This is a genomic window from uncultured Neptuniibacter sp. (assembly GCF_947498015.1).
Taxonomy (GTDB): Bacteria; Pseudomonadota; Gammaproteobacteria; order Pseudomonadales; family Balneatricaceae; genus Neptuniibacter.
This window is the reverse complement of sequence record NZ_CANMIR010000006.1, coordinates 130,740-154,855: the sequence shown is the minus strand read 5'-3', so window position 1 is coordinate 154,855 and position 24,116 is coordinate 130,740. Positions and strand designations below refer to the sequence as shown.

The following is a 24,116-nucleotide window of genomic DNA, read 5'->3' as shown; positions in this document are numbered from 1 at the left end:
ATCACTCAGGCCGTTGGTCTCTCCTGGTGGGATAGAATTAACCTACGGACCTCATCAAGCGGCAGCGGTTTGCTAAACATAAATCCCTGAACAGCATCACACTTGTAACGTTTGATAAATTCATATTGATGCGGTTTCTCAACCCCTTCCGCAACCACTTTAAGGTTCAGGTTGTGCGCCATATCGATAATGGTTCGAACAATCACCTCATCGTCCGCATCTTCACCAATATCCTGAATAAAGGAACGGTCAATTTTAAGTGTATTGAGCGGTAGCTGCTTAAGGCGGCTCAGGGAGGAGTAGGCAATCCCGAAGTCATCGATCGATATCTCAATGCCAAGCGCACGAATCTGACAGAGTTGCTGATAGACCGAATCCAATTCAGAAGCAACCAGTGTTTCTGTAATCTCCAACTCCAGCGCATCTGCAGGGTAGCCGGTCTCAGCGAGAAGCTGCATCATATCTTCAGCCACATTGTCGCGAATAAAATGAGAAGGTGAAAAGTTAACCGACAGTAGAAGATCAGGGTGTTCCCCTTCAAATAGGCCCAATACCTGAGTGCATGCGGTCATAGCAACCCACTGGTCGATCAGATTAATCAGACCACAATCCTCAGCCAGTGGTATAAATTCAGCCGGAGAGATAAAGCCCTCTTCGTCATCATACCAGCGAATCAACGCTTCCAGGCCTATAAGTTTGTGCTCACTTACCTGCCATTTAGGTTGATAGTAGACCTCAAAATCCATGGTCTGTACCGCTTGTTTAAGCTTATGCTCAAGCTGCATACGGCGCTCAGTCTTTTTGTTCATCTCCATATTGAAGAAACTGTAGCGATTACGACCATCCTCCTTCGAGCTATACATCGCAGTATCCGCATTTTTCAGCATCTTTGATGCATCTAAGCCATCAGTTGGGAAAATACTGATGCCTATGCTGGTTGTGACCTGCAGGCTGTGCCCATCTACAACGATCGGTTCACGGATCGCTTCGATCAACTTAGTTGCCACATCCGCTGCCTGTTGGGGGTTACTCTCCTGTAACAGCACCGCAAATTCATCCCCACCCAAGCGGGCTAATGTATCACTAACACGTAGGCACCCTTTCAACTTATTTGCCAGCTCCACCAGCAGCTTGTCACCCACATCATGACCCAGGGTGTCATTGATATCCTTAAATCGATCCAGATCCAGAAACAAGATAGCAAGCTGGTGCTTATGGCGCTGCGCAAAGCTCATTTCACCCTGCAACTTCTCATCCAGTGCAGAACGGTTTGCCAATCCGGTTAATGCATCATGGTAGGCTTGATGCTCAAGTTCCCGCGTCAACTCATAAAGCGCGGCGGTGCGTTTCTTAACCTTATTTTCCAACTCATCCCGCGCTTCTAGCAGCTCTTTATCACGCCGCTGAATCAGATCCAACATCTCATTAAAGTCATCTGCTAACAGACCGATTTCATCATCAGACGCAACCTCAGCCCTGAGGTTATAGTTTTTGGTTTCAGCGATTTTACGTGCGGTACCCGCCAACCTCAGCAGAGGACTGGTAAACAGTTTTTGCGCTTGTGTGGATAAGATAGCCGCGACTAACACCGCAAGTGAAAACAGCAATAAAACAATCGATAACCGTTCAAACTGATGGCCCTTCCACTGACTTAGATCCGACATCAGTAACAGGTAACCGACCTTTTCCCCGTCCAGCACGATCGATCTCACCACGTAGAGCAACTCACCTATTGACCCACTGGCCCTATCAGGTAGCTGTGGAGTCACACCTGCATTATTGCTTTTGTATGAAGCGAATAGTTTTCTATCCGCGTTGTACAGATAAGCCCCTACGATGTTTTGCTCACCTTTGAGTGAGCTTAATGTCAGTGTCGCTGAGAACTCATCGCTAAAAGTCAGAGCCGCAACACTGTTATTTCCGATAATCCCAGCTGTAGAGTTCATATGCTTAATCAACTCAGCTCGGGAGTTATGCCAGTCGCTGACAGCAAACCCAAATGTAGCCAAAACCAGGGTTGTACAGCTGGTCAGCAATATCAACATGATCAGCTTCCGTCTGATACGGTGGCTATCAAAAATCATTGATCTCCATCCTCCAGAATCTTAGCCAATTTCAGTAACTGGGAACTCAGTCTTAAGTGAGCTCTCTCCGCCTGCTTTAGGCTCACCTCAAACCCAATAGATTTTCCACGACGGTAGAGATTAACGATCACCCCTGGGTGCGCTTTATCCTGCATGGAGCGATGGTCAGTGAGATCTGCCATCACCAGCACCCCTGACCTGTTCAGATTCCAGTCGATCTGATCGAGCTGGCCTCCCTGAAGGAGAAGAAGGTCGCAATGTGACAGTTCCGACTGATCCTGTAGCACCTGAGTACGTATAGATCGCTGCTGAATAGTTTTACCCTCAATCGTTTGGGTTCCCCCCTGAAAACTATTACGTTGAAGGAAACAGAGATTAAAGGTATCCGGGCGTTTTACATAAACACTCTCAGGCCAGGTGACGAATTTGGCAATGTTATACACAAAAGCCGACTTAACCTGATTCACCCGCTGATCATCAGCCAGAGCAGTTGCAGGCAGGTTCCAGATGAGCAATAGCCAGATCGGAACATGCCTCAACCATGAAGGTGACGAGCGAAGCTGGAACATATAAGGTGCTTTCATAGAAAGTCGCTATTCCACTCCACACTCAACCAGATCTCCCTCTGACTCCGTTCATTATTATGCTGTGATCCAAAATCGGCTGCTGGGTCATAAACTCGTTTATCAAAGAGATTATCGATCCCTAAGCGATAGCTAAACTGATCACTTAACTGACCGTATGCAAACAGATTCGTGATCCAGAATTCATCAGCGGTATCATTTAAAAAACTGTTGAAATCATCCCGCTGGCTATTGTAAAAAGCACTCAACCCTATGCTATGGCGCTTATGGTAGTGATAATTCAGCTTAACGCTTCCCGTCCAACTTGCCAGATAGGGGAGTTCTTCACCCTCAGAATCGGAATGCAGGTAGGCTAACCCCAAACGTAGATCGAGATCTCGGGCAGGCCTTATGTGAAATAGGAGATCAGCCCCCTGCATCGTGATATCTGTTCCACTATTAGCGAAATACTCATCAGCCATATCCGGAGTCGGTACCTCACGGATATAGCCCGTCAGCTCATTGCGGTATAGGTTCAGACTTAGATTGGCCTGATCCCACTGGTAAAGGTACCCAAATTCCAGTGACTCAATCTCTTCCGGCTTAGTTTGTGGCGGCACAAAAGTTGTACCCTCCAAAACTTTCAGATACTCCCTAAAAGTCGGTGTCCGTATCGCTGTTCCATACTGCATTTTCCAGGTCTGACGGTCGTCAGGAGAATATACCGCAGCTGCACGGTAGTTAAAGTGGCCACCAAATTGATCAAAATAATCATAGCGCCCACCCAAGGTCAGATTCAGCGTCGGATCAATCGTCCATACATCCTGGAAAAAAGCAGCCCAGTCGTTATTACTCACGCCTGGCTCCGAAAGCAGATTTCCAGTCTCACTAGGTGAGAGGAACCCATGCGCAAAATGGAAGAATCGTTCGTAATCCGTTCTTTCAGCCTTTTCATACTGCCAGCTCACACCGGATGCCAGCGTATGTTCATCAAATCGCTTCATCGCTGTGAGAGAAGCACCCGCCAAGGTCGCATTTTGGTACTCCTCATAGCCTAAAGCGCGGGTGATCTGTTCAACCTCAAACTCACGTCCCTGATCATCCTGATAATAAACAACCGCTTCAATCTGCCCGGTATCCAGCGTGCCATCTACATAGGATGCTGATACAGAGAGAAAATCCTTACTCACAAATGCATCCTGAGTCGCAGGAATATTAAGAAACGGAGTTTCATCCCGCTGATAATTCAGCTGAAGGTTCAAACCCTCCATCGGGGAAGCTTTGATATTCAAAACTCCGTAATGTTCATCCCGCGGTTGGAGAACATCACTCCCGATAAAGCTCAGGCGATCCTCACGGAACGGTGCATCTTGCTCTAAAAAGCTGCCAAAAATCTGGAGATCTTCGCTGTTATAGAGCCCGGTTACTTTAGATCGCGCATTATCAGCCATTTCGGCGGTAACCGCATAGTTTGGTTGCTCGGAGAACTGGCGGGTTGTAATGGATATGATGCCGCCAAACGCATTAGCGCCATACAGACTGGAAGCAGGCCCTAAAATCACCTCGACCTTTTCCACCATCTCCATCGGAAAACTATCACCCAAAGAGAAATGGTTGTAATAGAGATGGCGCATTCGCACACCATCGACCATTAAGACCATCTTATCGTTGTAACGCTCCAACAGACCTCGCGCCCAGACAGAACGATGGCGTTTGCGATACTGATTCAACTGCAAACCCGGAACAAATGCCAACAGATCATCAATCCTACGCACACCATAGGCGTTAAAGTCATCACGATGAAAGCTATAAACGGTGCCAGGTGCTTTACTAATCTGGGTGGGTAGCAGCGACGCAGATGTGAAAACATCCAACGCAACTAACTGTTTTAGAGACATCGATGAGAAATCATCACTGCCTGAACTAAGTGAATTGGCCTGAGCCGAAATAGAGACTGCTGTTATTAGTGTAACAACGGAATGATAAAACCCTCGTGGTACGAGCATCTACCGCTAACCTCAACATAGTTATTATTGTTGTCATGCTCAGGCCCCTGGAGATCATCCTCGCCATCACACTCAAAATGAGTGTTCAAATAATCTGACCTTTAGCTATGAAAATCAATAGTCCTGATGTCCAGTATGGCTTTTGACATTGAGATAAGTCACGGAAGGGAAAATAAGTCGATACAGAGAGCAAAGCTCTGCTCTCTGTGAGAGACAAAACAGCAAACGGGGATCAATAAGAAGATCAGGTTAACTGGCAGTTATAGCCATATTCAGGCACTAAAAACCACCGATAGGCGGCTTAGTATAGATCTGTCGGACCAGTCAGGTTATATGCCGCTTCGCGAGGCGGCCACTATTCCCAGATCTCAGAACGCAAAAAGCCTGCAACAAGTGCAGGCTTCTCAGAATTCTGGTAGGACTAGGCAGATTCGAACTGCCGACCTCTACCATGTCAAGGTAGCGCTCTAACCAACTGAGCTATAGTCCTACTGTGTTCACCAGCGGTGAAACGTGGGCGTATTATACGCAGTCAAAAACGTCATTCAAGTACTATGTCGTAATAACTGTTTAGATATCCAAGATTTAGTCAACCAGCTGATTATCGATCGCATAGCGCGTCAGGCCGGCGGCAGTATGAATATCCAGTTTACTTTTAATATTCTGCCGGTGGGTTTCTACGGTTCTCACTGATATATCCAGGGTACGCGCTATCTCTTTGTTACTGTTACCTTCAGCCACCAGCTTAAGCACATCCTTTTCACGACCTGTCAGTGGTTCCTGTTCTGACTCTTTATTAGCTGCCTGATCCTGTTGGAACTGGCTAAACAGTGCCTGTGATGCTCCTGAACTAAAATAGGACCCTCCGCTAAACACAGTTTCAATTGCCGTAATCAGTTCAGATGAGGACACATCTTTGAGTACATACCCTGCGGCGCCGCATTGGATCAGCTTAACAATATACTCGCGATCATCATGCATGCTCAGGATAAGAACTTTTACCTCCGGCTGTTCAGATCTAAACTGCTCTGCCGCCTCGAAACCGTTCATCACCGGCATCGATATATCCATCAGCACAACATCCGGATTCAGTGCAGCGGATTTCTCCAGCGCCTGCTGCCCATTGTTTGCCATTCCTACCACTTCCAGGGATGGCTCACCTTCAAGACGGGCACTGATTCCCTCTAACACCAGAGGGTGGTCATCCACCAAAAGCACCCGAATTTTATGATTACTCATAGACACCTTTAACCACAATCATCAAAGAATTGAGAAGCCTGCCCGGATTCGTGATCCAGCCCCCTCTTTAGTGCGAATGCTAAACCGCCCACTGAGCAGCTCTGTTCGTTCACGCATGTTCAGTAATCCGATTCCACTATCAGCTTGCTCAGGGGAAAAACCGATACCATCATCACTGATCTCTACCCAGATATATCCCTCACGAGACCATATTCTGAGGCCCACATGCGCAGCTTCAGCATGTTTCTCAATATTGGTCAGTGCCTCCTGAGCAATTCGGTAGAGTGTAATTTCAATATCATCCGGTAAACGCTGCTCCGGCAGTTCCAGACGGATATTTGTTTCCACTCCGGTACGTTCTGAAAACTCACTAACCATACTGTACAGTGCTGACTCCAGGCCCAGATCATCTAGTTGAATAGGACGCAGATCATGTGAGATTCGCCTTACCTCCTGAATCGCCATATTCAGCACATCACAGCCTTTATTCAGATCACTCTCAGCACTCTCATCCTGTTTCAGTAATTTATCCCTTGCAAGCTCAAGGCGAAATTTAACCGATACCATCAATTGATTAATACCATCATGCAGCTCACGGGCAAAATTACGCCGCTGACTCACCTGAAACTGGACATAGCGATGGGCTAACTGCCGGAGGCGCTGATCCGCAAGTTGTGATGCATGCATGTTGATCGCAATCCCCACCAGCGCAATGACAATTACGGTACCCGCCAGAATCACCACCACTGTAAAAAATGTATTGCGAATATTGCGCGTCACTTTCAATCGTGTTGACGCCACCTCATTGGCGATATCATCGATATACAACCCCGTCCCGATCATCCAGTTGAATTTGGGTATCAATACAACGTAACTGAGCTTATCTTCAAGACCACCCTTTGATGGCTTGCGCCACACATATCGGTAAAAGCCGCCGCCTGTTGAGGCGATCTCAATCAGATCTTTGATTACCTGTTTACCATTGGCATCTTTCAGGTCGATCAGGTTTTGTCCCACAAGTTCCGGCTGGATAGGATGGACCAGATTGGTCCCCTGCTGATCATAAATAAAGAAATATCCATCATCACCATAGGTTAATCCGTTGATCATCTCCTTGATCTGCTTTTCCAGCACCACATCACCCGGCGAGGCTTCTGCCACAATCTGTTCAATCGAGTTCATTGCTAATGCAACATAGTGCTGTAGCTCCATCCGCTTAGAGCGCAACAGGTTTTCCTCGAAGGTATTGATCTCTTGTTCCGAGAGTTTTTTCGCCTGAGAGAGACTAATCAAGGTGATCGCAACGGTCACCAGTACCAAAGGGAGAATGGATAACAGAAGGATTTTAGTTTTCAGTGAAGCGGTAACGCGGACCATATTTACTGGCGTTCCTCTGCATTTCGGCTGATAGTTATTACCTAGTCAGTATAAAGGAGATAGCGGGAGAACACTCATGGATTCAACGATCTGGGATAAAGCAGCAGCCACTCGCCAGACAGCCGAAGCGGATGGCGTCCTCGAAAGCCTTGCAACAGAGCTGACTATCTGCCACGAAGGTGACCTGACATTCCACCTGCGTCAGCTTTCAAACCTAAAGAGAAAACACACACAACAAGCCTCCGTTGAAGGGAAAGATCACTTCAACCCGTTTTTACCTCACGAGGAAGCGATGTATGTGAACTGTGTCGGCCCGAAGCATAAGCTCCTACTGAACAAATTCAATGTATTGGACGATCACCTTCTGCTGGTAACCAATCAGTTTGAGCCTCAACAGAGCATTCTCAACAGTGATGACTTCAGTGCCCTGACCCGCTGCATGTTCCCCGAGCCCTGCTTAGCGTTTTATAACAGTGGCAAACGAGCGGGTGCCAGCCAGAGTCATAAACACCTTCAGTTGATCAAACTTCCCGCCGAGAGCCACCGCCTGATCGCCTTCCAAAAAGAGCTTTCGACACTCCACGATGAGGTCCCCCGTGAGCTCACATCATTACCCTTCAAACATGCGGCCCTGGCTCTCCCCAGGGAGATTTTTCATTCACGCACACTGGCAATAGAAGAGGGAGCCAGGCTACTTCAACATCTCTATAACCGCCTGCGAATGACACTGGGTATCGAGGCTAGTAGTGGTATCATAGAGTCACCCTACAATCTGCTTTTAACCTGGGAATGGATGATGATGGTACCCCGCACAGATGAGAGCAGTGCCGGTATCTCCCTGAACTCACTGGCATTTATCGGATCCATTCTAGTTAAAAATAGCGAGCAAGCCCGGCAACTCGAAGCTGCGGGGCTCACTCAAACTCTTCGCCAGGTCAGTAGCCAATCCGCCTAATCAGCAAGACTGTTCAGATAGGCCTTGTCAGAGATATTGGTCCAGGCACGTGCTTTCTGCATATAGGCCGCTTGCGAATCCTGAATACGCTTAGCCAGTGGATCTTTTGCAGCCGCCTCCGCCAGCAGTTCGGTGTTGGCTTTACGCATCGCCGCGATCACCTCCGGCGGGAAAGATTTCACCTGAATCCCAGGAAACTCTTTCTTCATCGTATCCCAGTTCACCGCTGACTCGTGATAGGACTGGATATACATATCGTAGGCAGCAGAGCGCATCGCGGTTTTCAGAATCACCTGCAAGTCTGCTGGTAGTTTCGCAAACTTCTTCTTGTTTACCAGAAATTGAAGTTCACTGGCGGGCTCATGCCAACCGGTGTAGTAATAAGGAGCAATTTTGTGGAAACCCATCCGGATATCAAGTGACGGGCCCACCCACTCTACTGCATCAACGGTCTTACGCTCCAAGGCCGTATAGAGATCGCCCGGAGCAATATTCACCGGCTTCGCACCCAGTTTTGCCCACACCTCTCCGGCAAAACCCGGGATACGAATCTTCAAGCCTTTGACATCCTCCAGAGAGTTAATCTCTTTCTGGAACCACCCTCCCATCTGGACACCGGTATTACCGCCAGGAAACGACAACATACCGAACTTGCCATAGACCTCATTCATCAACGCCTGACCTTCACCATGATAGAACCAGCCATACTGCTCAGGCGTTGTCATCCCAAAGGGCATCGTTGTGAAATAGAGGGTATTCGGGACCTTTCCCTTCCAGTAGTAAGAAGCGGAGTGACCAATATCATATTGCCCCGCCCGCACCATATCGAATACCCCAAATGGAGCTTTATGTTTATTACTTGAGTCGATTGAAATTTTCAGACGGCCATTGGACATGGAATCGGCAAGCTGTGCCATTTTTTTGGAAGTTTCACCTAAAATAGGGGTATTCGCCCCCCAGGTTTCTGCCAGTTTAAGACGATAAACCTTGTCATCCGCGTTTACAGCTGTTGCCGAAAAAAGGGCACCACAAATCGCTGCACCGGTTAGCCAGTTCTTATATTTATACTTCAACATAGAGGGTCTCTGCTTACAAAATAGGTATTCGTTTTCATCCCTGAAAATACTAATACATCCACTATCTCACTAAAAGTAATTAACTTATTCACAAAACAAAAAAACGCCCCGAGTCCGGGGCGACCAAATAAAATTTGGTAAATGGGAAGAAACCGTTCTAAAAAATATCACTCTTAATTGAGGCCATAGAAACCGGGGAACAGGAGGATCGATACCACGACAGCCACCTGCATGATGATAAAGGGCATAACCCCACGATAGATATCCACTGTTTTCACATTCGGAGGCGCCACACCCTTAAGATAAAATAGGCTAAATCCAAACGGTGGTGTCAGAAAACTGGTCTGCAGGTTCATCGCGATCAGAATCGCAAACCACACTGGAGCAACTCCTAAGGCGTCAGCAACCGGTGCAAGAATAGGAACGATGATAAAACTGATCTCTACAAAATCGATAAAGAACCCAAGGATCAGGATAGCGACCATTGAAAGAATCAGGAAGCCTGTGACCCCACCAGGTAGATCAGATAACAGCTCCTCAACGATATAATCCCCACCGGTATAGGTAAACGCCATGGAGAAGGCGGTTGCACCAAGCAGGATAGCGAAAACCATGGCAGTCACTTTAACCGTTTCAGTGGCCGACTCCAGCACCATCTTCCAGCTAAATTGACGATAGAGTGCAGCCAGTATAATTGCACCCACACCACCCAGTGCTGAGGATTCTGTCGGGGTCGCAATGCCCGCAAAGATGGAGCCCAGCACGATCAGGATCAGGGCTAACGGAGGAATAATCGCTTTAATCGCTTTGATATACATCTCACGCTTATTCTTTACATCATCATCTAAGGGTAGAGCTGGCGCGGCTTCCGGCTTAACAAAGCTATAGATTAATATGTAGATGACGTAAACACCGATCAGTATCAGACCCGGCCCTACCGCGGCTTTAAACAGATCACCCACAGGGATGCCTAACACATCACCCAGGATAATCAGGATGATGGAAGGAGGGATGATCTGGCCCAGCGTGCCGGACGCACAGATGGTTCCGCAGGCCAGTGATTTATCATATTTATACTTGAGCATAACCGGCAGTGAGATCAGCCCCATTGCGACAACAGAGGCACCAACCACACCCGTTGAGGCCGCAAGCAGCGCACCAACCAGTACCGTTGAGATCGCCAAGCCACCCCGTACACCACCAAAGAGTTTACCCATCGACTCGAGCAGCTGCTCTGCCAACTGAGTTTTCTGCAAGACGATCCCCATAAAGATAAACAGCGGGACCGCCATCAAAACTGTATTTTCCATAATGCTCTGAATACGGAACGGCATGAAGGCAAACATATCTGCGCCTTCTGCGAATACGCCAAAGATCAGAGCGACACCACCAAAAGTAAACGCGACCGGGAAACCGACTAACAGCATCAGCAGGGCCACAACGAACATAATAATACCAATCATTGTTAAGACCTCTTAGTGCTGCGGGGGCTGATAGTGATCTTCCTGAGTATTACCCAGGTAGATATTCAGAGATTTAAGGAATAAACCGATACCACTGATGAGCATGGCAAAAAATGCAAACGGAATCACCGACTTGATCAACCACCTATAGGGTAATCCGCCGGGATCACCTGAGGTTTCCCCCAGTTCAAATGACTCGCGTGCGAAATCCACACCATACCAGGCCACAAGCCCACAGAAAGGAAAGAGCAAAACCAGACAACCCAGCATATCGATCAGGGCTTTTGTTTTCCCTGACAAGCGCTCATATATGAGATCCACTCTGACATGGCCACCCGCTCTCAGCGTGTAGGGAACACCCAGCAAAAAGACAGCTGCATAAAGGTGCCATTCCAGCTCCTGCATTCCGATCGAAACATCATTGAATACATAACGCATCACAACGTCGATAAAAACGTTAAATAGCATTATCACGAACAGAACCGCAGAGATCTTACCCATCAAATCTGAAAAGCTATTGATCACCTGCTCCAGTCTCACTAGAAACATGCTTTCTCCTGAATGGTAGGAAGAGCTGGTATTCCGAGCTGGGACAGTGCCCGGAATACCAACGAGGGGGGTCAAACAACTAAATTACTTGGAAAGGCTGTTGAGATAAGCCTTATCAGAGATATCGGTCCACGCACGTGCTTTTTCCATGTAAGCCGCCTGGGAATCGAGAATCTTCTTAGCTAGCGGATCAGATGCTGCTTTTTCTGCCAACAGTTCATCATTGGCTTTACGCATTGCATCGATAACTTCGGATGGGAAAGACTTCACCTGAATATTCGGGAATTCAGTTTTCATGCTTGCCCAGTTTTCAGCGGACGCGTGGTAAGACTGGATATACATATCATACGCAGCGGTACGCATCGCAGTTTTAAGGATCTGCTGCAGGTCAGCTGGCAGACGTTCATACTTTTTCTTGTTAATCAGGAACTGCAACTCTGTTGCTGGCTCATGCCAACCGGTGTAGTAGTAAGGTGCAATTTTGTGGAAGCCCATTCGCAGATCAAGTGATGGACCTACCCACTCCAGGGCATCGATAGTACGACGCTCAAGCGCTGTGTATAACTCACCTGCTGGAATGTTAGTGGGTTTTGCACCCAGCTTTGCCAGCACTTCACCCGCAAAACCCGGGATACGCATCTTCAGGCCTTTCAGGTCATCCAGTGAGTTGATCTCTTTCTGGAACCAACCACCCATCTGGTTACCGGTGTTACCCCCAGGGAAAGACATCAGGTTGTACTTGCCATACACCTCATCCATCAGTTCCTGACCACCGCCGTAGTAGAACCAGCCGTACTGTTCAGGCGCAGTCATACCAAATGGCATTGTTGTGAAGTACAGTGTATTGGGCACCTTACCCTTCCAATAGTAGGACGCAGAGTGACCCATGTCGTACTGCCCAGAACGCACCATATCAAATACACCCAGTGGGGCTTTATGCTTGTTCTTGGAATCGATTGTGATTTTCAGGCGACCATTTGACATCTGATCTGCCAGCGCAGCCATATTTTTGGTTGCATCACCAAAAACCGGGAAATTTGTTGGCCAGGTTTCAGCCAGTTTCAGTCTGTAAACCTTATCTGCTGCCATCGCAGGAGAAGCCAGCACAGCCGTCGCTGCAGCTGCCATAATCAGCTTTTTAGAAAAATTCATCTTGAACATTTTTATTATCGTCCTCTATCTGTATTCCCGGGTTCTGGGGAACCATCACAAAAGGTTGGCCGGTTTAGATTCAGATCGCCTGCCCCTTCACATCGACCACAAGTCACATCCACTGATCTCTATCAGCTTCATTAGTCTGGCACAGCTTTAACAACGCACCCATTGGGATTAATGCGCAAATCTTCAGGTGAGACTACGTAGATGATCTACGTAGTAATACGTACTTCCTGTTCATCCAAACAACCGGTTACCCTGCTGATCAATCATTTGGCGAGCCTTTCTGACCATCTCACTCGCACAACTCTCAGCTGTTGGTAACAGATCAGCACGGATAAACAGATGACTCTTGCCCTCTTTCTCAATAGTGCCGTTGATACGAAACCCCATCTCTTCAGGGATCGGAGCGGGTGTAATTTTGAAGCCTTGATACTCTTCAGACGGAAATGCTTCAGGCGCCTGTAGCTCAGGATTTTTTGAAGAAGAGGAGGAGAATAATGAACACAGTTTATTTATCAGTGACATAGAGGTTCTCTTTAAGTGCCAGGAAGATATGAGATGAGTCTATCGCGGACTCTAGCGAATACAAACCGCTAAAAATGGCGATATTGAACGAAATCGGCACTATTTTCTAACCGCAATTTCGCTTAAATTAGGGAAAACACTAATATCTGAATACGCAGACTTGAAACGCTCCCAGCGGGCACAATCAATCAAGCCTGCCGAGAGGAACGATTCATGCAGTTCAATGGTACCGACAATTATGTAGCAACTGACGATCTCAGCATGGCGGTCAATGCAGCGATTACGCTGGAGCGGCCTTTGCTGATCAAAGGGGAACCCGGTACCGGTAAAACGATGCTGGCAGAAGAGGTCGCTGGCGCTTTAGGCAAAGAACTTCTCTGCTGGCATATCAAATCCACCACCAAAGCACAGCAAGGGCTTTATGAATACGATGCAGTTTCTCGTTTACGAGATTCCCAACTGGGTGAAGAGCGAGTCCACGACATCGCTAACTACATCAAGAAAGGGATGCTATGGCAGGCGTTTGAAGCGAATAAACAGGTGGTTCTGCTGATCGATGAGATCGATAAAGCGGATATTGAATTCCCCAATGACCTGCTGGTAGAGCTCGATAAGATGGAGTTCAGTGTTTATGAAACCGGCGAACAGATCAAAGCAAAACACCGCCCGATCATTATCATCACCTCTAACAACGAAAAGGAGCTGCCGGACGCCTTCCTGAGACGTTGTTTCTTCCACTACATTCAGTTCCCTGATCGGGAGACCATGGAGGAGATCGTTAAGGTTCACTACCCGGATCTACAACAGGAACTGGTTAAAGAAGCACTGGAGATCTTTTTCGAAGTCCGTACCGTTAACGGACTGAAGAAAAAACCGTCCACCTCTGAGCTGATCGACTGGCTCAAGCTGCTGATGGCTGACAACATTCCTGCTGAAGTCCTGAAAAATGGTGACAATACCAATGCCGTTCCACTGCTTCACGGCGCACTGCTGAAGAACGAGCAGGATGTACATATGCTTGAACGCCTTGCGTTTATGACTCGCCGTCTACAACGTTAACAGGCCTCTTTTATGCTGATTGATTTTTTTAGCACCCTGCGAAAAGCGGAAGTGCCGGTCACAATCAAAGAACTCCTCACCCTGCTGGAGGCCCTTCAGAAGCGTGTCGCCTTTGCTAATCTTGATGATTTTTATCTGCTGGCGCGCCTCTGTCTGGTGAAGGATGAAAAGTTTTATGATCGCTTTGATCGGGCATTTGGCTTCTACTTCAAAGGACTGGACGACATTAAACTCTTTCCTGACGATCAGATTCCTGAAGAGTGGCTAAAAGCTGAGTTCCTCAAGAATCTCACCGAAGAGGAAAAAGCTCAGATTGAAGCGCTGGGTGGTCTGGATAAGTTACTGGAAACGCTGAATGACCGGCTTAAAGAGCAACATGATCGTCATGCAGGCGGTAACAAATGGATCGGCACCGGCGGTACCTCCCCTTTCGGACACAGTGGGTATAACCCTGAAGGGATCCGTATCGGTGGAGAGAGCAAGCATAAGCGCGCCGTCAAAGTGTGGGAGAAACGCCAGTTTAAAAATTTGGATGACCAGGTAGAGCTGGGCACCCGTAATATGAAGGTAGCCCTGCGCAAACTGCGCAAATTTGCCCGAACCGGTGCAGCGGAAGAGCTGGATCTCAATGATACGATCCGCTCAACTGCAGATAATGCAGGCCTTCTGGATATTAAGATGGTTCCTGAACGGCATAACGCAGCCAAGGTGCTTCTGTTTCTGGATATCGGCGGCTCAATGGATCCCTATATCCATATGTGTGAACAGCTGTTTTCAGCGGCCAAAACCGAGTTCAAACATCTGGAATACTATTACTTTCATAACTGTATCTACGAAAAACTGTGGAAAGATAATCGTCGACGTTATGATGAAACCGTCTCCACGCTCGATGTGCTACATACCTACGGTAAAGATTACCGGGTGATTTTTGTTGGCGATGCGGCTATGTCGCCCTACGAAATGTTCAGTCGCTACGGCAGTGTTGAACATATGAATGAGGAAACAGGGCAAGTCTGGCTTCAAAGGGTATTAGATACCTGGGAGAAGGCGATCTGGCTGAACCCCTCCCATGAACGTTCCTGGAAGTACACCCAGACAACCGAGGCGATCAAGCAACAGCTTGATGGACATATGTATCCATTGACCCTTGAAGGGCTTGAGCAAGCGATCAAATACCTGTCCAAATAAACAGACTATCAGGAGCCTTCCGGGAATGGCGGGCTCCTGATTTCACTCCAGTTTAAGTTGATCTTCCCTTGACACAGCCCAGCTTCACAGCCAAATTTACACATACTTGAATCTATTCAGAATGGAACAGCTATGAGCACCACTGACACCCATGAAATCATTCATCAACTGGCTGATCTGACGAGTGCTCTGACAACTGAAAAAGACCATATAAGATTACTGGATCGGATTATTCAGGGCTGTATGCAGCTCACCAATGCAGACGCAGGTACCCTCTATACACTGAATGAAGACGATGAGAATGAACTGCAGTTTACTATTTTGCATAACCGCTCTCTGGGGATTCACCGTAAACCTCATGATCTTCCAGCGATCGAAATTTATAACGCCCAGAAGCGAGCCTCTAAACTGGTCGTAGTGCAAACCTTTGTACAGCGAGAAACGATCAATATCCCTGATGCCTACGCGTGCGATGACTACGACTTTTCAGGCACCCGGAATTTCGATAAACAACTAAGCTACCACTCAAAATCGTTCCTATGTGTGCCACTGCAGGATCACGAAGGCGAGATCATCGGTGTATTACAACTGATTAACGCGCAAGATAACCAGGGTAAGATTATCTCTTTCCCTGAAGCCCAACAGAATCTGGTTGAATCATTGGCATCACTGGCAGCAGCAGTTTTGACTAAGCGCCGCCTTATTGATGCTCAACGGCTCCTGTTTGAATCCTTCATTAAGTTGATAGGCCGGGCGATCGACCATAAGTCACCGGTCACGGGTAAACATTGTGAACAGGTTCCTGAGATTGCGATGCTTCTGGCAAATGCGGTCAATCAGACAAGTGATGGCCCACTCGGCAGCAAAAACTTTAATGATGCGGAGATGTATGAGTTACGCATTGCTGCTTGGTTACATGACTGCGGTAAAATTACGACCCCCGAATACATCATCGACAAGGCAACAAAACTACATACGATGTTTGATCGCATCGAAGTGATTGAATCACGTTTTAGGGAGTATAAGTTACAGCTGCAACTGGATCTGATGCACCAGAAAGAGAGCCTCTCTGAAACCGATTATGAGTGTGTCAGTAACGCCCTGACCTCGCAGCTGCAGCAGCTGGATGATGATCTTGAGTTTCTTCGCAGCTCCAATACCGGCTCCGAATTTATGGCCGATGAAGATAGGGCCAGAATTCAGGGAATAGGTGAGTTAGTCTGGACTGATAGTAGCGGAAACACCCGCCAGCTATTGACCCGTGATGAGATTGATAACCTCTGTATTCCTAAAGGAACATTAACAGAGGACGAACGGCAGGTGATGCGCGACCATATCAAGGTATCCATTGATATGCTCGAATCACTCAACTACCCCAAAACCCTTCAACGTGTGCCCGAGATCGCCTGTAATCATCATGAGCATATGGATGGAAGCGGGTATCCGAGAGGACTGACTGCTGATCAGCTTTCAATCCGTGCCCGAATTATGTGTATTGCAGATATATTTGAAGCACTGACCTCCCCAGATCGCCCCTACAAAAAAGGGATGCTACTCTCTCAAGCAATGAACATTTTGGGCAGAATGGTGGAAGACAACCATCTGGATAAAGATCTGTTTCAACTGTTTGTTAGCAGCGGAACCTATCTTGAGTATGCGAAAAAGCATATGACCCCCAGACAGATAGATCAGTTTGATCTGGCTGCACTACCCGGGTTGAACTGAAACCACGAGCCTATTTAGAGGTATGACTGAACACTCCCCGCCACTGCTGATCGGGAGGGGTCTGTTCAAACTCAGATATTCTCTCAAGATAGATCTGGCTGGGTTGATCATCTGCACAGCGGTTTAAGTACGTCTGGAAACAATCACGAGCAACCTGCCACTCTTTATCTACATAGTGTTTGAGCCCTTGTTCGAAAAGCGCCACCTGTGAGATCTCATCTTCTGAGCAAGATGCTTTCAACGCTATAGGTGCATATAGTTCCACCGGCTCCTGCCGCCCTTTGACCTGTACAAGATCTAATTTACGGTAAAGATATTCCGGTACCTGATCGACCACCTCTCCACTAACAAGCAGCGGAACACCATAGAACTTGGTCAATCCCTCAAGACGCGAAGCCAGATTGACCGCGTCTCCCATCACCGTATAAGCCATTCGGAACGATGAACCCATGTTTCCGACATTCATGTAACCCGAGTTAATCCCCATACCGACACGAACTGCAGGCAGGTTTTCTCGTTGTAATTGCTGATTAATCTCAGGCAAAATTGCGACCATCCTCATAGCAGCCTGCAACGCGTGTCGTGCGTGGCCTTCATCTTTCAATGGCGCACCCCAGAATGCCATAACCGCATCACCGATATATTTATCAACAGTCCCACGGTGTTCATGAATCACCCGGGTTACCCCTGTCAGGTAGATATTCATGAGTCGGGTTAACTGTGTCGGTGAGAGCTGCTCCGATAAACTGGTAAATCCCCGTACATCAGAGAAGAAAACACTCATCTCACGGCTCTCACCACTTAACTGTACCTGCTGATCCTGCTCTCCCAGCTCTTTCACAACCTCGGGTGGAATATACTGGCCGAACTGATTAGCCAACTGGGCTATATTCCTGGTTTCAAAGAAATACCCGGTGGTCTGTTGAAACAGATAGAGTGCAACCACCAGCATCAGGGTATAGCCCAAAGGGACAACCCAAAGCAGCTGGCTCCAGGCATACAGGTTGAAACTCACCAAGGCCCCCACCCAGCCCAAAGTCACGAGAGTAGAGACCAGCACACTTGCGCGCGGGATCAGGAAAGAGAGCAACAAGCCACTGACTAACAGCTGTAATAACTCAACCGCCAACGTGTAATCCGGTTGATGCCAGATACGCTCGTCCAGAATGCCAGAGATAATATTGGCATGTACCTCTACCCCTGAATAACGGTTACTCATCGGAGTTACCCTAAGATCAAGCAGGCCTGCCGCACTGGTACCGATCAGTACAATCGTTCCCTCAAGACGGTTTATATCAGCTGTTCCATTGATCACATCTGTAGCAGATACATAGGGAAAGCTACCCTGTGGTCCACGGTAGGGCACCAGAACTGCGCCGTGTTCATCAACAGGGATTCTGACGCCCGCGGCTTCTACCGCAACCAATGCGCTGTGTTTAGCCGTTGCATCATGCTCAACGATGGCTGAAACCTCTTTCTCATCGAAAAGTGCGAGGATCATCGCTAAGGCCAGAGAGGGAAAGTACTCCTCCTGATAGCGCTGTAGCAAGGGAACGCGTCGATAGACCCCATCTGAATCAACCATCGGATTATCAAAAAAACCGTTCCAGTCACTAATCTCCTGAATCTGGTCGATACTGGAGATAATACCGCTCGCTTGCGGTATCGGAAGGGAACTGAGCTCAGGATCACTGCCAATGATAGCTCTGCCCGGGTTGCCCACTTGCAGCTGTTTTGTACTGCGATCAAACAGATAGCCCAAGACAACAGGACGATCCGCAATCGCCTGAGCAAAGACCTGATCCGAACTGAGCTGTGAAACGATATGATCGAGCTTTACAGCCCCCTTGTTCTGTTGAAGTAGCATCCTCAGTGTATTGAGATCAACGCTCTGATCCGCTTCAGAAAACACCATATCGAAACCAACAATTGCAGCTCCGTAGTGATTAAAAAGCTGCTCGATCAGGATAGCTAATTTTGTTCTATTCCACGGCCAGCGCCCCTCCGCAGATAAGCTTTTTTCATCGATATCAACAATCACAATCCGGGGGTCCTGCTCACTTAACAAAAATTGCTGTAAGCGCAGGTCATAAAGATCGTATTCAAAACGGGTCAATAGGTCTGGACGTGTCCCCTGAATGACAGGAAAGAGCATCAGCAGAGTTAATAGAATACCTAATCCGGTCCTGATCCAACGTTGCTTCATAGGTTACTCTGCGGTGACCCTGCGAAGCTGGTCAAAATCAATATCGCCTTTCAATACCTTTAAGATGCCATCCTGCAATAGGCTTCTCATACCATCGGCTTCCGCCTGAACTCGGATCTCACCGATCGTCGCCCCCTGATAGATTTTCTCCCGCATAGCCGGCGTCGAAACCAGAAGTTCGTGGATACCGGTACGTCCCCGGTAGCCTGTATGGTTGCACTCTTCACAGCCTTCAGCTTTATAGAGCTTCACTTTATCACTCAAATTAAGCTCATCGGCATCATCACCATATCGCCTTTTCAAAAACGCGACCTCTTCAGCGGAGGCGTTGTAGTCCTGACGACAACTCGGGCACAATGTCCTCACAAGTCGCTGAGCTAATACCCCCAATAACGCATCAGAGAAACTGACAGGATCGATCCCCAGATCCAGAAGACGCGTAATTGTTTCGGGTGCCGAATTGGTATGCAGAGTTGAGAGCACCAGATGGCCAGTCAAAGAAGCTTCAACAGCCGAGTGGGCCGTCTCCTGATCTCGCATCTCACCTATCAGAATAATATCCGGATCTGCCCTGAGGAATGCACGCAATGCCGCTGCAAAGGTAAAACCAGTTTTGGGTTGTATCTGCACCTGTTGTAACCCTGGCTGGGTGATTTCAACAGGATCCTCCGCCGTCCATATCTTTTTTTCCGGCGTATTCAACGTAGCCAACAGCGCATGCAACGTTGTTGTCTTACCAGAACCGGTCGGCCCCACAACTAACAGGATCCCATGGGGATGTTGTAGCAGCTCTTCAACACCCTGCTTGTTGGAGGGTGAGAAGTTCATTTGATCAAAGGGTACCGGCTCCCCAGATTGCAACAAACGCATCACAACCCCTTCACCATTGACCGTTGGGATGGTTGCAACACGCACCTCCAAGGGCTGCCCCTGAAGACGTACTGCAAACTTGCCATCCTGAGGTAAGCGTTTTTCTGCAATATCCAGCCGCGACATGATTTTTATACGAGAGACCGTTGCTTTCGCATGCGTAGCAGGGACCTGAATGATCTCTTGGCAGACCCCATCAATTCTCATCCTTACACTCGTCGGAGTACGGCCTTTCCCTGGTTCAATATGCACATCAGATGCTCGCAATCGTTTTGCATCCAGTAGCACCCGGTTCACAAGGCGAACCACTGTGGAGTCCTCTTCAGAGACATCTTCCGTATCTGCTCCACTCTCTTCAGGGTCCAGCTCCTGAGCATCCTCAAGCTCATCCAGAAGGGAACTGAGATTAGCACCGTCCTGTTGCGGCCCCCCAATGCTGACACCCAGATATTGGTGAATATCATCAAGCAGCCCCACACAGACCTGAGACTCATGTGAACCCACAACATTCTTAATCTCGATCAACCGATGCGTATCGTTAGGATCTTCGATTAAGATGAAAACCATCTCACTGCCATGTTCTGCCAGCAGCGCGATATTACTGTTTTTCAGATACGCTTTATTGACCTGTTCACAAAGGGGGTGAAGGTAGTATTTTTCCGGGTTATAGGAGATAAAGGGAACCTGATAATAGCACTCCAGTGACTGACCGATCTGACTGCTGGTTAAACGTGCATGATCTCTTAGTAAGCGGCTTAAAGGTGTCCGACTATCCGCCTTTTTTTCTAACTGTTTGAAGGCCTTCTCGTCAATCAGTTGCTGCTCCAGAAGGTAATCATATGGCCCCTCTGTGCAGCCGAAATCATAACGAAACTTCTGCCCCAGTAACTCGGCAAACTCCTGCGTTCTCTCCAGATCCTGTTGAGTAAACGCTCTATCATCTTCACGATTGATGATCTGGAGCACACCGAGCAACACATCTTTATAGAGGATCGGTACAACCAACATTGACCTGCTGGTGAACTCTATATTTTTTTCAAACGAATCATTAAATCTAAGGGCGAGATGGATCGATTTCAGCTCTTCAGAATCTCTCACATCATTGATGATGATTGCTTTTTTACTTAATGCGACATATCCCGCGATCGAAGATGCGGTTATAGGAACTCTGATCTCCTGCAGATCATTTCCCGTTTTAAAGCGAGAGACAATATCCTTGCTCGAACGATTACGTTGATATACGGTGAGTCGCTGAGCATGAAACAGAATTAAAAGCGCTTTTTCTACCAGAGGGTAAGCATCTTCAAAGCTTCGCGCCTGGTAGATTTTACTCAGCACCTTGGTCATTCGGTCGTAGAACTTCTGAGACGCTTGATCAATCGCTTTTGTCATCTGCACAAACCATACTTAAACTGTTATTTTTTTATGCTTGATAACCACATCCGAGGTAGAAAGTGAATATCGAAGTGTTGGGCTGTAGTGGTGGTATCGGCCACGGACTGAAAACCACGACTTTTTTACTTGATGAAACCCTGTTGGTTGATGCCGGTACCGGTATCGAACTACTGACCATGGAGCAGATGCTTAAGGTTCAGGATGTTGTAATCACCCACGCCCACATTGATCATATTATCGGCCTTCCCCTGATGCTGGCAACGATCTACGACCAACATACTCATCCGATCAATGTGTATGCCCTTCCCGCAGTCATAGACGCTTTACAACAACATATTTTCAACTGGACCATCTGGCCCGACTACACTTGTCTGCCAGAGAACAAGCCTATAATCCATCTTCATCGTGTTGAAACCGGTTCCGAATTAACGCTTCAAAACAAACAGATTCGAGTCCTTCCCGCTGAACACCCAACGCCGACAGCGGGTTATCTGATAATGGATGACAGCTCAAGTTTTGCCTTTACAGGTGATTCAGGTTGCAACGATGCACTATGGCCTCTCCTGAATAAATATAATCCTGACCTATTAATTATCGATGTTTCTTTTACTGATGAAGTCGATGAGCTTGCTCGCTTGAGCGGCCATCTTACCCCCAGCCACCTTACTCATCAGCTCGCTCAGTTTCAGCACAAAGATACTCGTATCATGATCACTCACCTAAAACCCGGCTTTGAAGATACCATCATGCAGCAATGTAGAAAGCTACTGCCCGAATGGCAGATCGATCGACTCCACCACCGGGACCTGATCCAGCTCTGACTTGGTTATGGGGCAGACAAACTGGCGTCTTTCTTCAGCACTGCGGTACCCACAACGCTGATATTATTATCCACAGTACCGGTAGAGCTACCTGATGCACCGTAGCTAACAGCCACCCCTTCAGCACTGTTACCCACAAACTCCATGTTCAGCCGCCCTGACAGCTCTGTACTGGTTCCACACACACCAGATCCACTGCAACTGCCACTCAGTTTCAACTCACCACCATTGAGTACATCATTCAGAGGAGTATCAATGTAGTTACCCGACACACTATCGACCTGCTCAGTTAACTTATAGGTATTGATCACACTACCCGCATTTTTCTGAACCACCTCAAGACCCACTTCGGTGATCTTCTGACTGTTCCAGTCCACCTGCATATAGGTCCCATACCCCTCATTCTGTCTCAAGCTCCCTCCCGGTGGCAGGGAAGCCCCAGTCCCAAACTGCACAAGTTCACCTGTAGAACCATCCTGGAACTGCGGAATAGTTATCGGATTACCGATCGTAAAGGTATATACGTAGCTACCTGTTTTTGCGGCGATAACGTCAGAGGGTGTTGTATCGGATGCATAGATAAAATGAAAATCAGCCAGGGTCTTTTGCTTATTGCCATTCTCTACAACTTCATAAGAACCTGCATTCCAGCGCCCCCAACTAACTTTAACGCCCCCAATCTCCTCAGAACCCGCATCACGAATCTGTGTTTGATCAACCGGCGCCGTCATCGTACAGGGATTGCAATTATCAGATGCTGAGGTCTGAGTATCCACATATAAGATTCCTGTCAGACGATCCTGGCCTGAACTGCTGTCGACCGTCAAAGCCGAAGTATCATCGACATAAACTACCCCATTACTATCACGGGCCCCCTCAATCGAATCATCTTCAATAAACGCGACCAGTGAAAATGCCCCTTTAGGCGCTGCCGCTCCACTCCCGGTCGGGTTGGGGGAACTGATCGCCGGCTGGTTTGTAGACGTATTCGGGTCTGTAGCCGGAACCGATGAATCTGTCGTTGAGCCGCTTCCACTATCGCCCATAGAGATACCGGTAGCAGCATCGGTGTCGCCGCCCGATGAGGCCGTACTTGAATCGTCAGAAGTAGCTCCTGAACTACTCTCAGTATTTTCCTCTGATCCAGTTTGACCATCCGTTTCTGCTGTTTCCTCACTAGCTGTTTCTTGTGAGTCGTTTTGCGTCTCTTCAGAACCTCCACTCTCCTGCGAATCTGATGATGACTCCTCAGTCGTCTCTGTTTCACCTTGCGCAGTCTGGCCTGTAGCTTTGCCTTTCTGCATCACACCACTCTTAGCATTGACTTTGACTGACTCCCCGGCAACGACTTCAACCGTCCCCTGGGGGGTTTCCACAACCACTTTGCCATCCAGAGTCTCTGTATAGAGCCCCTCTGGCGTAAACTCAGTTCCGTAATGGGTTCCGCGAATACCAATAGTCGCGACCACCGTCTCAAGTCGGTAATTTTCTCGATTCACCTTACCTATCTGACCTGAAATTGTGCGCATACCACCTTTTAAAAGCTTGTAGATCGCTTTGCCATCCTCAGGATTATCGCTATCAAATCCATATTCTGCGATCTGGAACTCAGATTGAGGTTTGAGTGACAATCTGGATCCATCCGTAAAGCGCAGTTGTAATCGTCCCTTCTCACTGGTTTGCAAAGTATCATTTGCAAAGACCTCAGACTGGCGCTTCAACTGACGACGCTCGCCCTCAGCACTCACCGCATAGTTCTGTCCAAAGCTCAATATCACTTTCCCAACCGAGTCAGCTGCCGAAGCTAACCCAGAGATGAGTAGTAGAAGTGATGTCCAAAGTAGCTGTTTCATAGAT

Annotated in this window: 18 protein-coding genes and 1 tRNA gene; 5 read left to right on the top strand and 14 right to left on the bottom strand. The window is 47.9% G+C overall.

Annotated features, from left to right (window positions below):
* Window positions 1–5: 5 nt before the first annotated feature.
* From Q0882_RS09795 to Q0882_RS09770, 6 genes are all read right to left on the bottom strand, one after another.
* Window positions 6–2,084: an EAL domain-containing protein gene (locus Q0882_RS09795; protein WP_299180863.1), complete on the bottom strand. Its 2,079-nt coding sequence runs from the start codon at window positions 2,082–2,084 to the stop codon at window positions 6–8.
* Window positions 2,081–2,668, bottom strand: coding sequence for a YfiR family protein (locus Q0882_RS09790; protein ID WP_299180862.1), 588 nt, complete (start codon window positions 2,666–2,668; stop codon window positions 2,081–2,083). Before Q0882_RS09790 ends, Q0882_RS09795 begins: the two co-directional genes overlap by 4 nt.
* Complete coding sequence (locus Q0882_RS09785; RefSeq protein WP_299180860.1) at window positions 2,665–4,653, bottom strand: TonB-dependent receptor; 1,989 nt, start codon at window positions 4,651–4,653, stop codon at window positions 2,665–2,667. Before Q0882_RS09785 ends, Q0882_RS09790 begins: the two co-directional genes overlap by 4 nt.
* Before the next feature lie 413 nt (window positions 4,654–5,066).
* Window positions 5,067–5,143: transfer RNA gene (locus Q0882_RS09780), tRNA-Val, on the bottom strand.
* 95 nt (window positions 5,144–5,238) lie between these two features.
* Window positions 5,239–5,892, bottom strand: coding sequence for a response regulator transcription factor (locus tag Q0882_RS09775; protein ID WP_299180857.1), 654 nt, complete (start codon window positions 5,890–5,892; stop codon window positions 5,239–5,241).
* A 21-nt stretch (window positions 5,893–5,913) separates the two neighbouring features.
* Window positions 5,914–7,269, bottom strand: coding sequence for a cache domain-containing protein (locus Q0882_RS09770; RefSeq protein ID WP_299180855.1), 1,356 nt, complete (start codon window positions 7,267–7,269; stop codon window positions 5,914–5,916).
* Window positions 7,270–7,345: 76 nt separating this feature from the next.
* Here Q0882_RS09770 and Q0882_RS09765 point away from each other — a divergent pair, with 76 nt between their 5' ends.
* The gene (locus Q0882_RS09765; RefSeq protein WP_299180852.1) at window positions 7,346–8,224 is read left to right on the top strand and encodes a DUF4922 domain-containing protein; all 879 of its coding nucleotides are present in this window, start codon (window positions 7,346–7,348) and stop codon (window positions 8,222–8,224) included.
* Here Q0882_RS09765 and Q0882_RS09760 read toward each other — a convergent pair.
* The 5 genes from Q0882_RS09760 to Q0882_RS09740 form a co-directional block, all read right to left on the bottom strand.
* Window positions 8,221–9,300: a TRAP transporter substrate-binding protein gene (locus tag Q0882_RS09760; RefSeq protein WP_299180850.1), complete on the bottom strand. Its 1,080-nt coding sequence runs from the start codon at window positions 9,298–9,300 to the stop codon at window positions 8,221–8,223. The genes Q0882_RS09765 and Q0882_RS09760 overlap by 4 nt on opposite strands.
* A 173-nt stretch (window positions 9,301–9,473) precedes the next feature.
* Window positions 9,474–10,763, bottom strand: coding sequence for a TRAP transporter large permease subunit (locus Q0882_RS09755; protein WP_299180847.1), 1,290 nt, complete (start codon window positions 10,761–10,763; stop codon window positions 9,474–9,476).
* A gap of 12 nt (window positions 10,764–10,775) precedes the next feature.
* On the bottom strand, window positions 10,776–11,312 hold the full coding sequence (locus Q0882_RS09750) for a TRAP transporter small permease subunit (protein ID WP_299180845.1): 537 nt from the start codon (window positions 11,310–11,312) through the stop codon (window positions 10,776–10,778).
* 84 nt (window positions 11,313–11,396) lie between these two features.
* Complete coding sequence (locus tag Q0882_RS09745) at window positions 11,397–12,473, bottom strand: TRAP transporter substrate-binding protein (protein ID WP_299180842.1); 1,077 nt, start codon at window positions 12,471–12,473, stop codon at window positions 11,397–11,399.
* A 231-nt stretch (window positions 12,474–12,704) separates the two neighbouring features.
* Window positions 12,705–12,995 carry an HlyU family transcriptional regulator gene (locus Q0882_RS09740; RefSeq protein WP_299180839.1) on the bottom strand — a complete coding sequence of 97 codons (291 nt, stop codon included), beginning with the start codon at window positions 12,993–12,995 and terminating at the stop codon, window positions 12,705–12,707.
* Between the two features lie 213 nt (window positions 12,996–13,208).
* Here Q0882_RS09740 and Q0882_RS09735 point away from each other — a divergent pair, with 213 nt between their 5' ends.
* From Q0882_RS09735 to Q0882_RS09725, 3 genes are all read left to right on the top strand, one after another.
* Window positions 13,209–14,054 (top strand): MoxR family ATPase, encoded by an 846-nt coding sequence (locus Q0882_RS09735; protein ID WP_299180836.1) that lies wholly within the window; start codon window positions 13,209–13,211, stop codon window positions 14,052–14,054.
* 12 nt (window positions 14,055–14,066) lie between these two features.
* Window positions 14,067–15,242, top strand: coding sequence for a VWA domain-containing protein (locus Q0882_RS09730; protein WP_299180834.1), 1,176 nt, complete (start codon window positions 14,067–14,069; stop codon window positions 15,240–15,242).
* Window positions 15,243–15,374: 132 nt separating this feature from the next.
* On the top strand, window positions 15,375–16,967 hold the full coding sequence (locus Q0882_RS09725; protein ID WP_299180831.1) for an HD domain-containing phosphohydrolase: 1,593 nt from the start codon (window positions 15,375–15,377) through the stop codon (window positions 16,965–16,967).
* Between the two features lie 10 nt (window positions 16,968–16,977).
* Here the strand turns inward: Q0882_RS09725 and Q0882_RS09720 are convergent, their stop codons facing one another.
* Window positions 16,978–19,173, bottom strand: coding sequence for a CHASE2 domain-containing protein (locus Q0882_RS09720; protein WP_299180828.1), 2,196 nt, complete (start codon window positions 19,171–19,173; stop codon window positions 16,978–16,980).
* A 3-nt stretch (window positions 19,174–19,176) separates the two neighbouring features.
* Window positions 19,177–21,435, bottom strand: a complete 2,259-nt coding sequence (locus Q0882_RS09715; RefSeq protein WP_299180825.1) for a GspE/PulE family protein — start codon at window positions 21,433–21,435, stop codon at window positions 19,177–19,179.
* A gap of 62 nt (window positions 21,436–21,497) precedes the next feature.
* Here Q0882_RS09715 and Q0882_RS09710 point away from each other — a divergent pair, with 62 nt between their 5' ends.
* On the top strand, window positions 21,498–22,259 hold the full coding sequence (locus tag Q0882_RS09710) for a 3',5'-cyclic-nucleotide phosphodiesterase (protein ID WP_299180822.1): 762 nt from the start codon (window positions 21,498–21,500) through the stop codon (window positions 22,257–22,259).
* A 5-nt stretch (window positions 22,260–22,264) separates the two neighbouring features.
* Here the strand turns inward: Q0882_RS09710 and Q0882_RS09705 are convergent, their stop codons facing one another.
* Complete coding sequence (locus tag Q0882_RS09705) at window positions 22,265–24,112, bottom strand: FecR family protein (protein WP_299180819.1); 1,848 nt, start codon at window positions 24,110–24,112, stop codon at window positions 22,265–22,267.
* Between the last annotated feature and the right edge of the window lie 4 nt (window positions 24,113–24,116).

Bases quoted from the DNA above. Each gene is read 5' to 3' on its own strand.
- Q0882_RS09730 (WP_299180834.1), top strand. From the start codon at position 14,067: ATGCTGATTGATTTTTTTAGCACCCTGCGAAAAGCGGAAGTGCCGGTC.
- Q0882_RS09720 (WP_299180828.1), bottom strand. From the start codon at position 19,173: ATGAAGCAACGTTGGATCAGGACCGGATTAGGTATTCTATTAACTCTG.
- Q0882_RS09725 (WP_299180831.1), top strand. From the start codon at position 15,375: ATGAGCACCACTGACACCCATGAAATCATTCATCAACTGGCTGATCTG.
- Q0882_RS09770 (WP_299180855.1), bottom strand. From the start codon at position 7,269: ATGGTCCGCGTTACCGCTTCACTGAAAACTAAAATCCTTCTGTTATCC.
- Q0882_RS09740 (WP_299180839.1), bottom strand. From the start codon at position 12,995: ATGTCACTGATAAATAAACTGTGTTCATTATTCTCCTCCTCTTCTTCA.
- Q0882_RS09775 (WP_299180857.1), bottom strand. From the start codon at position 5,892: ATGAGTAATCATAAAATTCGGGTGCTTTTGGTGGATGACCACCCTCTG.
- Q0882_RS09790 (WP_299180862.1), bottom strand. From the start codon at position 2,668: ATGAAAGCACCTTATATGTTCCAGCTTCGCTCGTCACCTTCATGGTTG.
- Q0882_RS09715 (WP_299180825.1), bottom strand. From the start codon at position 21,435: ATGACAAAAGCGATTGATCAAGCGTCTCAGAAGTTCTACGACCGAATG.
- Q0882_RS09785 (WP_299180860.1), bottom strand. From the start codon at position 4,653: ATGCTCGTACCACGAGGGTTTTATCATTCCGTTGTTACACTAATAACA.
- Q0882_RS09705 (WP_299180819.1), bottom strand. From the start codon at position 24,112: ATGAAACAGCTACTTTGGACATCACTTCTACTACTCATCTCTGGGTTA.
- Q0882_RS09745 (WP_299180842.1), bottom strand. From the start codon at position 12,473: ATGTTCAAGATGAATTTTTCTAAAAAGCTGATTATGGCAGCTGCAGCG.
- Q0882_RS09750 (WP_299180845.1), bottom strand. From the start codon at position 11,312: ATGTTTCTAGTGAGACTGGAGCAGGTGATCAATAGCTTTTCAGATTTG.
- Q0882_RS09755 (WP_299180847.1), bottom strand. From the start codon at position 10,763: ATGATTGGTATTATTATGTTCGTTGTGGCCCTGCTGATGCTGTTAGTC.
- Q0882_RS09795 (WP_299180863.1), bottom strand. From the start codon at position 2,084: ATGATTTTTGATAGCCACCGTATCAGACGGAAGCTGATCATGTTGATA.
- Q0882_RS09765 (WP_299180852.1), top strand. From the start codon at position 7,346: ATGGATTCAACGATCTGGGATAAAGCAGCAGCCACTCGCCAGACAGCC.
- Q0882_RS09760 (WP_299180850.1), bottom strand. From the start codon at position 9,300: ATGTTGAAGTATAAATATAAGAACTGGCTAACCGGTGCAGCGATTTGT.
- Q0882_RS09735 (WP_299180836.1), top strand. From the start codon at position 13,209: ATGCAGTTCAATGGTACCGACAATTATGTAGCAACTGACGATCTCAGC.